The 13,413-nt window shown below is 61.1% G+C and carries 17 protein-coding genes; 15 read left to right on the top strand and 2 right to left on the bottom strand.

Going from position 1 to position 13,413, the window contains the following annotated elements:
* Positions 1-36: 36 nt before the first annotated feature.
* Together ASD31_RS03770 and motA are read right to left on the bottom strand one after the other, a co-directional pair.
* On the bottom strand, positions 37-984 hold the full coding sequence (locus tag ASD31_RS03770; protein WP_056329598.1) for a FliM/FliN family flagellar motor switch protein: 948 nt from the start codon (positions 982-984) through the stop codon (positions 37-39).
* 4 nt (positions 985-988) lie between these two features.
* Positions 989-1,867, bottom strand: coding sequence for a flagellar motor stator protein MotA (gene motA, locus ASD31_RS03765; protein WP_056329595.1), 879 nt, complete (start codon positions 1,865-1,867; stop codon positions 989-991).
* Between the two features lie 182 nt (positions 1,868-2,049).
* On the opposite strand from motA, the gene ASD31_RS03760 reads away from it, so the two are divergent.
* From ASD31_RS03760 to ASD31_RS03690, 15 genes are all read left to right on the top strand, one after another.
* Positions 2,050-2,829, top strand: coding sequence for a DUF1217 domain-containing protein (locus tag ASD31_RS03760; protein ID WP_056329593.1), 780 nt, complete (start codon positions 2,050-2,052; stop codon positions 2,827-2,829).
* A 1-nt stretch (position 2,830) separates the two neighbouring features.
* Positions 2,831-3,556 carry a flagellar basal-body rod protein FlgF gene (gene flgF / locus ASD31_RS03755; RefSeq protein WP_056329590.1) on the top strand — a complete coding sequence of 242 codons (726 nt, stop codon included), beginning with the start codon at positions 2,831-2,833 and terminating at the stop codon, positions 3,554-3,556.
* A 78-nt stretch (positions 3,557-3,634) separates the two neighbouring features.
* Positions 3,635-5,032, top strand: a complete 1,398-nt coding sequence (gene fliI, locus ASD31_RS03750; RefSeq protein WP_056329589.1) for a flagellar protein export ATPase FliI — start codon at positions 3,635-3,637, stop codon at positions 5,030-5,032.
* A 1-nt stretch (position 5,033) separates the two neighbouring features.
* Entirely contained in the window at positions 5,034-5,570 is a 537-nt protein-coding gene (locus ASD31_RS03745; RefSeq protein WP_056329586.1) for a hypothetical protein, read from the top strand.
* A gap of 184 nt (positions 5,571-5,754) precedes the next feature.
* Positions 5,755-6,135, top strand: coding sequence for a flagellar basal body rod protein FlgB (gene flgB / locus ASD31_RS03740; RefSeq protein ID WP_056329584.1), 381 nt, complete (start codon positions 5,755-5,757; stop codon positions 6,133-6,135).
* Positions 6,136-6,140: 5 nt separating this feature from the next.
* The gene (flgC, locus tag ASD31_RS03735) at positions 6,141-6,560 is read left to right on the top strand and encodes a flagellar basal body rod protein FlgC (protein WP_056329581.1); all 420 of its coding nucleotides are present in this window, start codon (positions 6,141-6,143) and stop codon (positions 6,558-6,560) included.
* Positions 6,557-6,892, top strand: coding sequence for a flagellar hook-basal body complex protein FliE (locus ASD31_RS03730; protein WP_056329578.1), 336 nt, complete (start codon positions 6,557-6,559; stop codon positions 6,890-6,892). Before flgC ends, ASD31_RS03730 begins: the two co-directional genes overlap by 4 nt.
* Before the next feature lie 12 nt (positions 6,893-6,904).
* On the top strand, positions 6,905-7,693 hold the full coding sequence (flgG, locus tag ASD31_RS03725) for a flagellar basal-body rod protein FlgG (protein WP_056329576.1): 789 nt from the start codon (positions 6,905-6,907) through the stop codon (positions 7,691-7,693).
* A 15-nt stretch (positions 7,694-7,708) separates the two neighbouring features.
* A complete protein-coding gene (gene flgA / locus ASD31_RS03720; RefSeq protein WP_056329573.1) occupies positions 7,709-8,227 on the top strand; it encodes a flagellar basal body P-ring formation chaperone FlgA in 519 nt (172 codons plus the stop codon).
* A complete protein-coding gene (locus ASD31_RS03715) occupies positions 8,224-9,339 on the top strand; it encodes a flagellar basal body P-ring protein FlgI (protein WP_056329571.1) in 1,116 nt (371 codons plus the stop codon). The genes flgA and ASD31_RS03715 overlap by 4 nt, the downstream gene beginning before the upstream one ends.
* A complete protein-coding gene (locus ASD31_RS03710) occupies positions 9,336-9,869 on the top strand; it encodes a MotE family protein (RefSeq protein ID WP_056329569.1) in 534 nt (177 codons plus the stop codon). The genes ASD31_RS03715 and ASD31_RS03710 overlap by 4 nt, the downstream gene beginning before the upstream one ends.
* Entirely contained in the window at positions 9,866-10,576 is a 711-nt protein-coding gene (gene flgH / locus ASD31_RS03705) for a flagellar basal body L-ring protein FlgH (protein ID WP_056329566.1), read from the top strand. Before ASD31_RS03710 ends, flgH begins: the two co-directional genes overlap by 4 nt.
* A gap of 50 nt (positions 10,577-10,626) precedes the next feature.
* Positions 10,627-11,163, top strand: a complete 537-nt coding sequence (locus ASD31_RS03700) for a flagellar basal body-associated FliL family protein (RefSeq protein ID WP_056329564.1) — start codon at positions 10,627-10,629, stop codon at positions 11,161-11,163.
* A 7-nt stretch (positions 11,164-11,170) separates the two neighbouring features.
* Positions 11,171-11,908: a flagellar type III secretion system pore protein FliP gene (fliP, locus tag ASD31_RS03695; RefSeq protein WP_056329561.1), complete on the top strand. Its 738-nt coding sequence runs from the start codon at positions 11,171-11,173 to the stop codon at positions 11,906-11,908.
* A gap of 317 nt (positions 11,909-12,225) precedes the next feature.
* A complete protein-coding gene (locus ASD31_RS03690; RefSeq protein ID WP_056329559.1) occupies positions 12,226-13,158 on the top strand; it encodes a flagellin in 933 nt (310 codons plus the stop codon).
* Positions 13,159-13,413: the final 255 nt, after the last annotated feature.

The raw sequence follows: 13,413 nt of genomic DNA, 5'->3' as shown, positions 1-13,413 counted from the left end.
TTGCCCCAACCATGTTGCCGGGTAAGGCGGGGGATTTTAACTCATCAGATGGTGGAGAATGTCATTCTCCGAACCATGGGTGTCCTTGATGCGAACAGTGTATTTCGCGCCGGCCCGCCCGAATTCGCAGACATAAAGCTCGCGGCCGTTGGCGTTGACCTCGACATGCACGTCCTTGGCGTCCTGGAAAGGAATGACGTCGCCCGGCTGGAGGCGGCTGATCGTGTCGAGCGTCAGGCTCTGCAGGTTGATACGCGCTTCAAGGGTGATGGCGGAGCGGCGAATCTGCTGTTCCAGCTGTTCGCCCCATTCGCCCTTCGCCTTGCGCCCATGCCCCACGCCCTTCGGCAGCACGACATTGGTCTTCAGCAGGGGTTGCTGCGGCACGATGACCGAGAAGGTGGAGAGCACCGGACCGATACCCATCGTCACATTGATGCAGGCGGCATGGACATCCTCGACATCCGGGTCGGCGGCAGGCCGCTCGGTGGCGTTGTAAGGTCGGCCAAGCTGGAGTTCGAAGCCGCCGGCGGCGCCGATCGCGGACTTCAGGACCTCCGCAATCTTGTCGAAGACCATGGTCGCCACGTCGAGCTCGATCTTCGAGAGCGTGCGCGGCTTCGGTTCCTCGATCGCCGTAGGCGGCGCGCCGAGCAGGGCCTCCATCAGGGTGATGATCACCGGGCTGTCGCAGCTGATCGTGAAGTCGGAGCACCAGTTGCGCAGCGACGCATCGCACAGGGCAACGCCGTTTCCAAGCCTGGCGATCAGGTCGGTCTTCAGGCCGGTGTCGAAACCGGAATAGGCGATGTCGATGTCGAAACCAGTTTCGCTCTGAAAGATATCGGGCAGGAATTCCGTGAACACCTGGCCCAGTTCGCCGCATAATTTGCCGATCGTCTTTGAATCGCCGAGCGCGCCGGTCATCCGGGCAAGCAGCCTGCGGTCGAAGCTGTAGATGTTCGTGTCTGTTGCTGGGGTCATGGGATCAGGCCGCCTTGCTTTCGCTGCCGCCGCCGGGGTTCATCATCTCCTGCTCGACGGCATCGATCGAGGGGCGCTCATAGGCGGAAATGGTCTTGCGGCCATATTCGAGGGCGACCTGGGGTACGGAGCCGTTCATATAGGCAAGCAGGGTCTGCTTGACGATGACGTAGAGGCGGTTCTGCTTGTCGCGCACGGCTTTGATATTGGCGATCACCGGGCTGGTGATGCAATAGGACAGGAAGATGCCGAGCATGGTGCCGACGAGTGCGGCGGCGATCTTGCCGCCGAGCACTTCCGGCGCTTCGGAAATGGCGCCCATGGCCTTGATGACGCCGAGAACGGCTGCGACGATGCCGATGGCCGGGAAGGCGTCGCTCATCGTCGTCAGGGCATGATAGGGCTTCATCTTGTCATGGGTGATGGTGTTGATTTCCTCGTCCATCAGCGCCTCGATCTCGTGGCTGCGGGCATTGCCGATGATGATGAGGCGGACATAGTCGCAGATGAAGGCGGTCAGTTCCTTGTTCTTCAGGACGGTCGGTGCCGACTGGAAGATCGAGGATTCGTCGGGATTGTCGATATGGCTTTCGATCTCGTTGCGCGACTTGGTCCGCAGATCGCGCATCAGGCTGTAGAGAACGCCCAGCGTGTCGAGATAGTTGCGCTCCTTCGGCACCTTGTGAGTGAAGGCTTCGCCTAGCGCCTTGCCGGTATCCTTCAGCACTTTCATCGAATTGGCCATGATATAGCCGCCAATGCCGGCACCGCCGATGATGACGAGCTCGAAAGGCTGGTTCAGGATCTCCATATGGCCGCCCATGGCGATGAAGCCGCCGAGAATACAGCCCAATGACAAGAGGAGCCCGATGATGATGTTCATTTCGATACCTGCCGCACTGATGGATTTTCAGCCTTACCGATAGGTCTCCAGCCTTGCGTGAGGCTGGTTGCCGGCCTTTTTTCCAAGGCCGCGGGCAAACAGGTTCGCGCAAGCAAGAGCGGTCAGTTTCCCCTCGATCGGCGCCTATTGCGTCATTTCTCATCGATGAACGGGGAAACGTCGTGACGACGACCTATACCAGCTACCAGATGATAGCAGGCAACCTGTCCAAATCGCTGGAACGGGTGTCCGAACAGCCGGATGTCGCCCGCGAGACCGAATATTATCTGGCCAATATCGGCAACGTCAAAACCATCGACGATTTCTTCGCCGATACGCGGCTCTATAATTACGCGATCAAGGCGCACGGCCTGGAGGACATGGGCTACGCCAAGGCGTTCATGCGCAAGGTGCTGACGGAGGGCATCGACAGCGATGACGCCTTTGCCAAGCAGCTCTCCGACAGCCGCTATTCGGATCTGGTTGAATCGCTCAATTTCGCCCGTACCGGCGCGGCCGCGACCTCGTTCGACAAGGCCCAGAAGGGCGTCGCTGACAAATATGCGCGCCAGACCCTGGAGCAGAATGCCGGCGAGGAAAACTCCGGCGTGCGCCTGGCACTCTATTTCGCCCGCATGGCCCCCACCGTCACCAGCGCCTATAGCCTCCTGGCTGACGAAGCGCTCGCCAAGGTCGTGCGCACCGTCCTGCAGTTGCCGGACGAATTTGCCGCCTCCGATATCGACAAGCAGGCCGACACGATCGAAAAGGCGTTGGACATCAAGGATTTCAAGGATCCGGCCAAGCTTTCCAAGATGCTCGAAAGGTTCACCGCCCTTTGGGAGATCGATCATTCCTCCGATCCCTACGATCCGCTCGCCCTGTTCGGCTCGTCCAGCGGTTACGGCATCTCCTCCGATCTCCTTCTCTCCATCAATACGCTGAAACTCGGGGGACGCTGATATGCAAACCGGTCTCTATGTCGCCGTCTCCTCGCAGATCGCACTTGAAAAACGCATGAACACGCTGGCCGACAATGTCGCCAATTCGGCCACGGTCGGCTTTCGCTCCACGGAAGTGAAGTTCAACCAGCTGCTCGGCGATACCCGCCCGACCAAGGTCTCCTTTGTTTCCGAAGGGCAGGAATTCCTCAACACCAACAATGGCGGCCTGAACCGTACCGGCAATACGCTGGATTTTGCCATCAAGGGCGATGCCTGGTTCCAGATCGATACGCCCGGCGGCGCGGCCCTGACGCGCGACGGGCGTTTTACCCTGACGGAAGCGGGCGATCTGGTGACGCTCCGAGGCTATCCGGTTCTCGACGCCGGTGGTGCGCCGATCCAGCTCAATTCGCAGGCCGGCGACATCAAGGTCGGCGCCGATGGCGCCATTCAGCAGAACGGCACCCAGATTGCGGCGCTCGGCCTCTACCAGGCCAATTTCAGCAACGGCTTCACCCGCTACGACAACAGCGCCGTCATGCCCAATGCGCAAGCCGAACCGGTGATCGATCGCTTCGATGTCGGCGTCATGCAGGGCTATGTCGAGGAATCCAACGTCAATGCCGTTCAGGAAATGTCGCAGCTGATCATGGTGTCGCGCGCCTTCGAGAACATCACTGCCCTGATGCGCGATAGCGAAGGGTCTCTCGACGAGGCGATCAAGACGCTCGGCGGCGGCAAATAGCCCGACTGAATAACAGGTGACGGCAACCCGGCCCGGCAGGCTTGCCGAAGCGCTTCGGGATCGACGGCAGGAAACGGAATGCAGAACGAGAAAGTCCAGATCCGCAACGAGGCGACGTCGCTGGCAGCGCTTGGCGGTCTCGTCGAGCGATTTTCCAATCCGGATTTCTCCGTCGCGCCGGGCGGCCATGTGCAGATGATCTCGGCGGGACATTATACGGTGAGCGGGCTTTCCCGCCATGTCCGGCTTGGTGATTTCGTCGCCCATAAAAGCGCCACTGGCGTTCATCTCGGCGAGGTCGTCAAGGTCGAGCAGGAAACGGTGGTCGTCTGCCCGATCGAGCCGGGCGATCCGATCGGCATCCATGATACCGTTATCCGCAAGGGCGCGTTCCGCGTCGCCCCGGCCGAATCCTGGTGCGGCCGCACGATCAATTCGCTGGGCGAGCCGATCGACGGCCGTGGTCCCCTGCTTCAGGGCGATATCCGCCGGCCGATCTCCAACACCGCGCCGCCATCGATGACCCGCAAGCGCGTCGAACACGGATTTCGTACCGGTGTCCGGGCGATCGACATTTTCTCGCCGCTCTGCCTTGGCCAGCGTCTCGGCGTCTTTGCCGGCTCCGGCGTCGGCAAGTCCACGCTCCTGTCGATGCTGGCAAGAGCCGATGCCTTCGACAAGGTGGTGATCGCGCTGGTTGGCGAACGCGGCCGTGAAGTGCGCGAATTCATCGAGGATACGCTCGGTGAAAACCTGTCGAAGTCGGTTGCCGTGGTGGCTACCAGCGACGAGAGCCCGATGCTGCGCAAGATGGCGCCGCTGACGGCGGTCACCATTGCCGAGCACTATCGCGACCAGGGCGACAATGTCCTCTTGATCATCGACAGCGTCACCCGCTTTGCCCATGCCATCCGCGAAGTCGCCACGGCATCGGGCGAGCCGCCCATCGCGCGCGGCTATCCGGCCTCCGTCTTCACCGAACTGCCGCGGCTGCTGGAGCGCGCCGGACCGGGCGCCGAAGGGGCGGGGACGATCACCGCGATCATCTCGATCCTCGTCGATGGCGACAACCACAATGACCCGATCGCAGATTCGACGCGCGGTATTCTCGATGGCCATATCGTCATGGATCGAAGCCTTGCCGAGGAGGGCCGCTATCCGCCGGTCAATCCGCTCGCATCCGTTTCGCGCCTGGCGCGCAAGGCCTGGACACCGGATCAGGAAAAGCTGGTGGCGCGGCTGAAGTCTCTTATCCACCGGTTCGAGGAAACCCGCGATCTCCGGCTGATCGGCGGTTATCGCCCCGGCAGTGATCCCGATCTGGACATGGCGATCAAGCAGGTCCCGGTCATCTACGACATCCTGAAACAGACGCCGGGCGAACGGCCGGCTTTCGATGCCTTTACCGACCTTGCCAACGCACTGAAGGCGGCGGCGAATGTCGGCGGTCAGGCGCCGAACATGCGGAGAGCCTAGCATGAGGGACGAAGACGCCGACGAAATCGTGATCCAGCGCAAGCGCCCTCAGCGCACGCCGACGATCGACAAGGCGCTCGGCGCGACGGGGATCGCACTCGCGGCCCTTGCGACCTTCTTTCCCTGGTACGCGTTCCTGCATCAGGACGAGTTCTCGTTGCCCTCGCTCTGGCAGGACGATGCGCGCGACGTCCCGGGGCGTGCCGGCACGGGCGGCGCCTCGTCGCTCGCTCTTGGGGAACGCGACGCCGATATGCAGGCCGCCGTCGACCAGTTGGTCACCGCGACGGTTCCCAATGCCGGAGACGGGCGCAAGGCCGGCGTCGAAGACGGTCTCGAACAGCCTTTCCCGTCTGCTGCGGGCTTCAGGCTGATGCATGTCGCCAATGGCCGCGCGCTGATCGAGGATGCCAGCGGCATCTATATCGTGCGCATCGGTTCGGTCCTGCCCGACAACAGCCGCCTTGCAACACTGGAACAGCGCGACGGGCGCTGGGTGATGATCACCTCCAAGGGCGAGATCTATCAGGCGGAGTGATTCGCCGGTCACGACCGCCTCAAGCCGCAAATTCCCGTTCTCCGTCCGCTTCGCGATTCCGCGCAGGGCTTGGGTACAGGCTTCCGGAGGCCGTTGCGCCTCTCATTTCCTTTCATGCCTTTGGGTTCAGTTCCACGCAAGTTTGCCAGCCTAGGTTCGGCGGCAACAAGCATGGAGTCGCATGATGCAACCTATACAGCTTTTTGATCTGGCGTCGCGGCAGGCGCAATGGCTGGCGATCCGCCAGAACGTCGTCGCGGGCAATATCGCCAATGCCAATACCCCGCATTACGCCGCCAAGGACATCAAGCCGTTCGAAAGCGTCATGAAGGATACCGGCTTTCAGATGGCGGCTACCAATGCCGCACATTTCACCGACGGAATGAACGCCGCGCAGGTCACTGAAACCGGCCTGATCGATAATGCGGAGGTAAAGCAATCCGGCAACAGCGTCCAGCTGGAAGAGGAAATGATGAAGACCGGCCAGATCAAGCGCGACTACGAGCTCAATGCCGGGCTCGTGAAGGCCTTTCACCGGATGATGCTCATGACGGTACGGAAATAACGATTATGGATCCACTTGTTTCAGCTCTCAGGGTTTCGGCCTCCGGTCTCGAAGCGGAATCGACGCGACTGCGCATCGTTTCGGAAAACATCGCCAACGCCCGTTCGACCGGCGATGCGCCGGGTACCGACCCCTACCGCCGCAAGACCGTGAGTTTTGCAGCCGAGGTCGATCGCGCAAGCGGCGCCTCCACTGTCGAGGTCCAGCGTCTCGGAACCGACGATTCCGATTTCAACATCGAGTTCGATCCGGGCAATCCGGCCGCCGACGACAAGGGCATGGTCAAGCTGCCGAATGTCAACGTGCTGATCGAAATGGCCGACATGCGCGAGGCAAATCGCGCCTATGAGGCCAATCTTCAGACGACCAGGCAGGCACGCGACCTGATTTCCGCAACCATCGACCTCTTGAGGGCTTCGCAATGATCGACGCAATCCAAACCATCAGCGCGGCTCTGTCGACCGTCAAGGACGTGGCCACCACGTCGGGCGCCTCCTCCGCGCGGAACGTGCTGGGCAGTGCGGCCACTGCCGGCGCCTCGCAAAGCTTTGCCGATGTCATGGGCAATATGGCGGCCGAAATGACAAGTAGCCTGAAGCAGTCGGAAGCGGCTTCCCTCCAGGGCATCCGTGGCGAGGCCAACACGCGCGAAGTCGTCGATGCCGTGATGCAGGCCGAACAGTCGCTGCAAACCGCCATCGCCATTCGAGACAAGGTGGTCAGCGCCTATCTCGAAATCGCACGCATGCCGATCTAAAGGATAAAAAGAATGAAGGCTCTTTCGATCGCCGCCACCGGCATGAACGCCCAGCAGTTGAACCTGGAAGTCATCGCCAACAATATCGCCAACATCAATACGACCGGCTACAAGCGGGCGCGGGCGGAATTTTCCGACCTTCTCTACCAGACCGAGCGGGCCCAGGGTGTGCCGAACCGCGCCAACCAGGCGATCGTGCCGGAAGGCGCCATCATCGGCCTCGGCGTCCAGACCTCGGCCGTGCGCAACCTGCATCTGCAGGGCAGCCTGATCTCGACCGGCAACGATCTCGACATGGCGCTCATCGGGCGCGGCTGGTTCCAGATCGAGACTCCGGACGGTGAGACGGCCTATACCCGCGCCGGCGCCTTCAACACCAATGCCGACGGCCAGCTGGTGACGATCGACGGCTATACCGTCGTGCCGGAAATCACGGTTCCGGCAAATGCCAGCGAAATCACCGTTTCCTCCTCCGGCCAGGTGATGGTTCGCATCGGCAACGACACGATCCCGCAGGAAATCGGCCAGCTGACCATTGCCAATTTCGTCAACGAAGCCGGCCTGGAGCCGCAGGGCGACAATCTTTTCAAGCAGACGCCCGCGTCCGGCGAGCCGGTCATCGGCACGCCGGCGGACCCCGGCTATGCGCAGATCAAGCAGAAATATCTCGAGGCCTCGAACGTCGATCCGGTCAAGGAAATCACCGACCTGATCTCCGCGCAGCGCGCCTATGAGATGAATTCGAAGATCATCCAGGCCGCCGACGAAATGGCTGCGACGGTCAGCAAGAACCTGAGATAAAAGGGATCGGGAAACATGATGTTTCGCCAGACTGCCAAAGCAACGACATCGACGGCCGCCGCCACGCGCGCCGGTCCGTCCCCGCGGCTCCTGGCCGTCGCCGGATTTCTGTGCAGCTGCCTGGTATCGGGTACTGCCCATGCGCAGAAACCCATGGCGGTCATCCCGACCGAGACCATCTATCCCGGCGAAATCGTCGATGCCGGCCGCCTGGAAGAGGTCGAGGTTACCAATCCCTCGCTCACCGGCGATTATGCGACCGCGACCGAGGAGGTCGCCGGCAAGGTGACCAGCCGGACATTGCTGGCCGGGCGCGTCATTTTCGTTTCCTCCCTGCGCGAGCCCTATGCCGTCGAGCGCGGCAAGGCGGTGCGGATCGTCTTCACCAATGGACCGCTGAAGATTACCGCCGGCGGCGCCCCGCTGGAGAACGCTGCCGTCGGCGATCTCATCCGGGTACGCAATACCGATTCCGGCATCATCGTGTCCGGCACGGTGATGGACGACGGAACAGTTCACGTGGTGGCAAAATGATCCTTCGTTTCGGCAAATGCTGCTTAGCGGTCCTGACTGCCCTCGTTCTGGCGACATCGCCCGCCTTGGCCGCGTCGCGCATCAAGGATGTCGCGTCCCTGCAGGCGGGTCGCGAGAACCAGCTGATCGGCTATGGCCTGGTCGTCGGGCTCCAGGGAACCGGCGACAGCCTGCGCTCCTCGCCCTTCACCGAGCAATCCCTGCGCGCCATGCTGCAGAATCTCGGCATTTCGACACAGGGCGGTGATTCCCGTTCGAAGAACATTGCCGCCGTGCTCGTCACCGCCAACCTGCCGCCCTTCGCAAGCCCGGGGAGCCGCATCGATGTGACGGTTGGTTCGCTCGGCGACAGCACCTCGCTTCGCGGCGGTACGCTGGTCATGACCTCGCTTTCGGGCGCCGACGGCCAGATCTATGCGGTCGCGCAAGGGTCGGTGGTCGTCACCGGCTTCAGCGCCCAGGGCGATGCCGCGTCGGTCACGCAGGGCATCACCACGTCCGGCCGGGTTCCGAACGGCGCCATCATCGAGCGCGAACTGCCGGCCAAGTTCAAGGATGCCTTCAACCTCGTCCTGCAACTGCGCAATCCCGACTTCTCGACGGCCGTCGGCATGGCCGCGGCTATCAACCGCTACGGTAAGGCCCAGTTCGGCGGCTCCATCGCCGAGGCGCGCGATTCCCAGTCGGTGGTGATCGACAAGCCGAAAATGGCCGATCTTTCCCGGCTGATGGCCGATATCGAAAATCTCGTCATCGAGACCGATGTGCCGGCCCGCGTCGTCATCAACGAACGCACCGGCACGATCGTCATCGGTCAGGACGTGCGCATTAACGAGGTCGCCGTCAGCTACGGTACGCTGACCGTGGAAGTCTCGGAAACGCCGACCGTCGTGCAGCCGGAACCCTTCTCGCGCGGCGAAACCGCCATCGAGCCGAACACCACGATCCAGGCGTCGCAGCACGGTGGCACGGTTGCCATTCTCAACGGTTCCAATCTGCGGTCGCTGGTCGCCGGGCTCAACAGCATCGGCGTGAAGCCGGACGGCATCATATCCATTCTCCAGGGCATCAAGACGGCCGGTGCCCTCCAGGCGGAGCTCGTACTACAATGACGGTACTGTTTCCTTCCGGATTTCTCGGCCGCCGCCTGATACTGGCGGCTGCCGGTTGCGCCATGCTGGCCATGCCCTCGGCCTTCGCGCAGGAAGTCGGCGCGCCGGCCGCCATGTCGGCCAATAGCGACGAGATCCAGCAATTCTGCACCAATATCGCCGACGCGGCGCGCGATCAGCGCTACCTTCTCCAGAAGAAGGACCTGGAAACGCTGCAGGCGCAGGTCGATGCGCGCATAGCCACGCTGGAGGAACGCCGCGCCGAATACGAAGACTGGCTGAAGCGCCGCAACGATTTTCTCAAGCAGGCCGAACTCGGTCTGGTCGATATCTACAAGACCATGAAGGCGGATGCGGCGGCCGGCCAGCTCGAACTGGTCAATCCGGGCATCGCGGCGGCCATCGTCATGAAGCTGCCGCCCCGCCAGTCGAGCCTGATCCTTGCCGAGATGGACAGCGAGAAGGCCGCCGTGCTGACCAACATCATCTCCAGCGCCAGCGATTCAACCACATCGAAGGAACCGTCATGAAATATCCGCTTTCGGTTCTTCTCGCCGCCAGCCTGATATCCGGTTGCCAAAGCCAGGCTTTCAACGAGATCGGTAAGGCGCCAGCCATGAGCCCGATCGGCAGCGGCCTGCAATATGCGCAGACCCCGCAGATGGCCATGTATCCCAAGGAGCCGCGCCAGATGGTCAACGGCTATTCGATCTGGAGTGACAGCCAGTCGGCCCTGTTCAAGGACGCCCGTGCGCTCAAGGTCGGCGATATCCTGACCGTCGATATCCGTATCGACGACAAGGCATCCTTCGACAACAAGACCGACCGCAGCCGCACCAATGATAGCGGCTTCAACATTGGCGCCAACGGACAGTCACAGACGAGCGATTTCGGCTGGAAGGGCGGTCTCGACTACGGTTCCAACACGAAGACGAAGGGCGAGGGCACGACGGAACGCTCCGAAAAGCTCGTTCTGCTCGTCGCCGCGGTCGTTACCGGCGTGCTGGAAAACGGCAATCTCCTGATCAGCGGCTCGCAGGAAGTGCGCGTCAACCACGAAATCCGGATATTGAACGTCGCCGGTATCGTCAGGCCCTATGACGTCGATGCGGAGAACACGATCTCCTATGACAAGATCGCAGAGGCGCGCATCTCATACGGCGGCCGCGGCCGCCTGACGGAAGTGCAGCAGCCGCCATGGGGCCAGCAGGTCGTCGATCTCGTTTCGCCGATTTGACGGCAGCAGCAGGCTGCCTTCGCGTGGCACAACTCTTGATGGACCTGTAGATGGAAGACTTCGATACTGCCAATGCCGCCCCGAAGAAATCGTCGCCACTCGTCCTGGTCGCGGCGATCGCCGTGCTGACGCTGATGGCCGGCGGTGGCGGCTGGCTGATTGGCGGCATGCTGGCGCCGGAGCCGGTCAGCGTCGAGGAAGCGAAGCTCATCGCGGCGGCGAAGGCCGCCGTCGATGCGAAGGCAGGCTCGCCGGAAGGCGAAAAGAAGAAGGACGAGGGCTTGCCGCGAATCGCCACCGAGGCCAATGGCATCGTCCAGCTGGAGGCGATCACCACCAACCTCGCCTATCCCAGCGAAAACTGGATCCGGCTCGAAGTGGCGCTCCAGTTCAACGGCGCGACGGATGTGACGATGGCCGAGCAGATTCACCAGGACATCGCCGCCTACCTGAAAACTGTGTCCCTGCAGCAGATCCAGGGGCCGCGCGGGTTCCAGTATCTGAAGGACGACATCAAGGAACGGGTTGACCTGCGCTCCGAAGGGCGCGTAACCAATGTCATCTTCAGGACCTTCGTCGTTCAATGATTCGCCCATGATCCGCACAGTCGCATTCATAGCCGCCATGATGGCGATGTCGGGTATCGCGGGGGCGCAGGGCTTTCCCGCAGATATCCTGAACACGCCTGTCGATGGCTCTGTGGCGTCCTGGATCATCCGCACCTTCGGCCTGCTGACGGTCCTTTCGGTGGCGCCGGGAATCCTCATCATGGTGACGAGCTTTCCGCGCTTCGTCATCGCCTTTGCGATCCTTCGCACCGGCATGGGCCTGGCCACCACGCCGTCCAACATGATCATGGTCAGTCTCGCGCTGTTCATGACCTTCTATGTCATGGCACCGACCTTCGACCGGGCCTGGCAGAACGGCATTAATCCGCTCCTGGAAAACCAGATCACCGAGACCGAGGCGATGACCCGCATCGCGGAACCGTTCCGCGAGTTCATGCTGGCCAATACGCGCGACAAGGATCTGCAACTGTTCATCGATATCGCCCAGGAAAAGGGCCAGACCGTCGTCGCCGGCGATCGCGTCGATCTGCGTGCCGTGGTGCCCGCCTTCATGATCTCGGAAATCCGGCGCGGTTTCGAAATCGGCTTCCTGATCATGCTGCCCTTCCTGGTCATCGACCTTGTGGTCGCCACGATCACCATGGCGATGGGCATGATGATGCTGCCGCCGACCTCGATCTCGCTGCCCTTCAAGATCCTCTTCTTCGTGCTCATCGACGGCTGGAACCTGCTGGTCGGCAGCCTGGTGCGATCCTTCAGCTGATCCTTGCCTCGTGGTTAACATCCGGTCAATTTTTTGGCCGTGATCACGCTTGCCTGAAAATATCATCCATTTGATTTCATTGTTTATTTTTCAGGACGCTGTTCCGGTTCCCTGACGATTCCGAAATTAAGTAGATGCTGATATAAAGGGCCGATTTAAACATATCGCAATGTTTGCCTGCGACATTACCCTCACATGACGGGTTTGGTCTCAGCAGCAGCCGGGGCCGAGTGGCATGATGCCGAACCGCCATCACCGGTAAGTATTCAGTCCGGTATGTCCCCAATCTGTATTTTGTATCTAGAGGGACAACCCCAATGACAAGCATCCTGACAAACGCTTCTGCAATGGCAGCTCTTTCGACGCTGCGCTCCATCAGCTCCGACATGGAAACGACCCAGGGCCGCATTTCTTCCGGCCTGCGCGTTGGCGACGCTTCCGACAACGCTGCCTACTGGTCGATCGCAACGACCATGCGTTCGGACAACAAGGCTCTTTCGACGGTTCAGGACGCTCTCGGTCTCGGCGCTGCCAAGACGGACACGGCCTATACCGGCCTGAACGCCGCTATCGACGTTGTTTCCGAAATCAAGGCAAAGCTGGTTGCCGCTCGCGAACCGGGCGTTGACAAAACCAAGATCAACAAGGAACTGACCGAGCTCAAGAACCAGCTGGTTTCGACGGCGACTTCGGCTTCGTTCTCCGGTGAAAACTGGCTCTACAACGACACGGCGACGGCGCTCGGCACCAAGGAAATGGTTGGCTCGTTCACCCGTTCGGCCGCTGGCAATGTTTCCGTCGGCGTTCTTTCTTTCGACGCTTCGACCTCGGTTCTGATCGACACCAAAAATGCCGCCAACGGTCAGCTGACCAAGGCCGTATCCGTCGCTCAGCCGAACGGCGCAACCGCTGCCACCACGGCAAACGCCACCTACCACCTGATCCTTGCTGCAGGCGGTACGGCTCCGACCGGCTCGACCCTGATCGCGCTGACGGCAACGACCACCGACGACAACATCGAAGGCATGATCAGCGCCGTTGACGCAATGCTGACCAACCTGACGGACCAGGACGACTTCATGGCCGACCTGATGGATGTGATCGACAAGGGCGTCGGCCGCCTCGTCGATGCCGACATGAACGAGGAATCGACCCGCCTGAAGGCCCTGCAGACACAGCAGCAGCTCGGCATCCAGGCACTGTCGATTGCCAACTCGGACTCGCAGAACGTTCTGTCGCTGTTCCGTTAATCGAAAACGGCGCGGTCTGGCTGCCCAACGCCAGGCCCGCATCTATCGAAAAACCGCATCTCGCAAGAGTTGCGGTTTTTTCTTTGTCCGCAAAAAAATCTTTCCGGCCTTTAGGTTTTCCTTAACCATGATGGTGTTTTCTATGCCCATCGAAACAGCGGGTTAACCAAGAAATTTAACGCGTTAGCAGGCATGAGGCTGGCTGCTGTTTCCCGGTAACGACCGGAATGTCCCTTCCATTTTCACCTGTTCAAA

It is taken from the genome of Rhizobium sp. Root482, assembly GCF_001426565.1.
GTDB lineage: Bacteria > Pseudomonadota > Alphaproteobacteria > Rhizobiales > Rhizobiaceae > Pararhizobium.
This window is presented reverse-complemented; position numbering and strand designations above follow the sequence as displayed.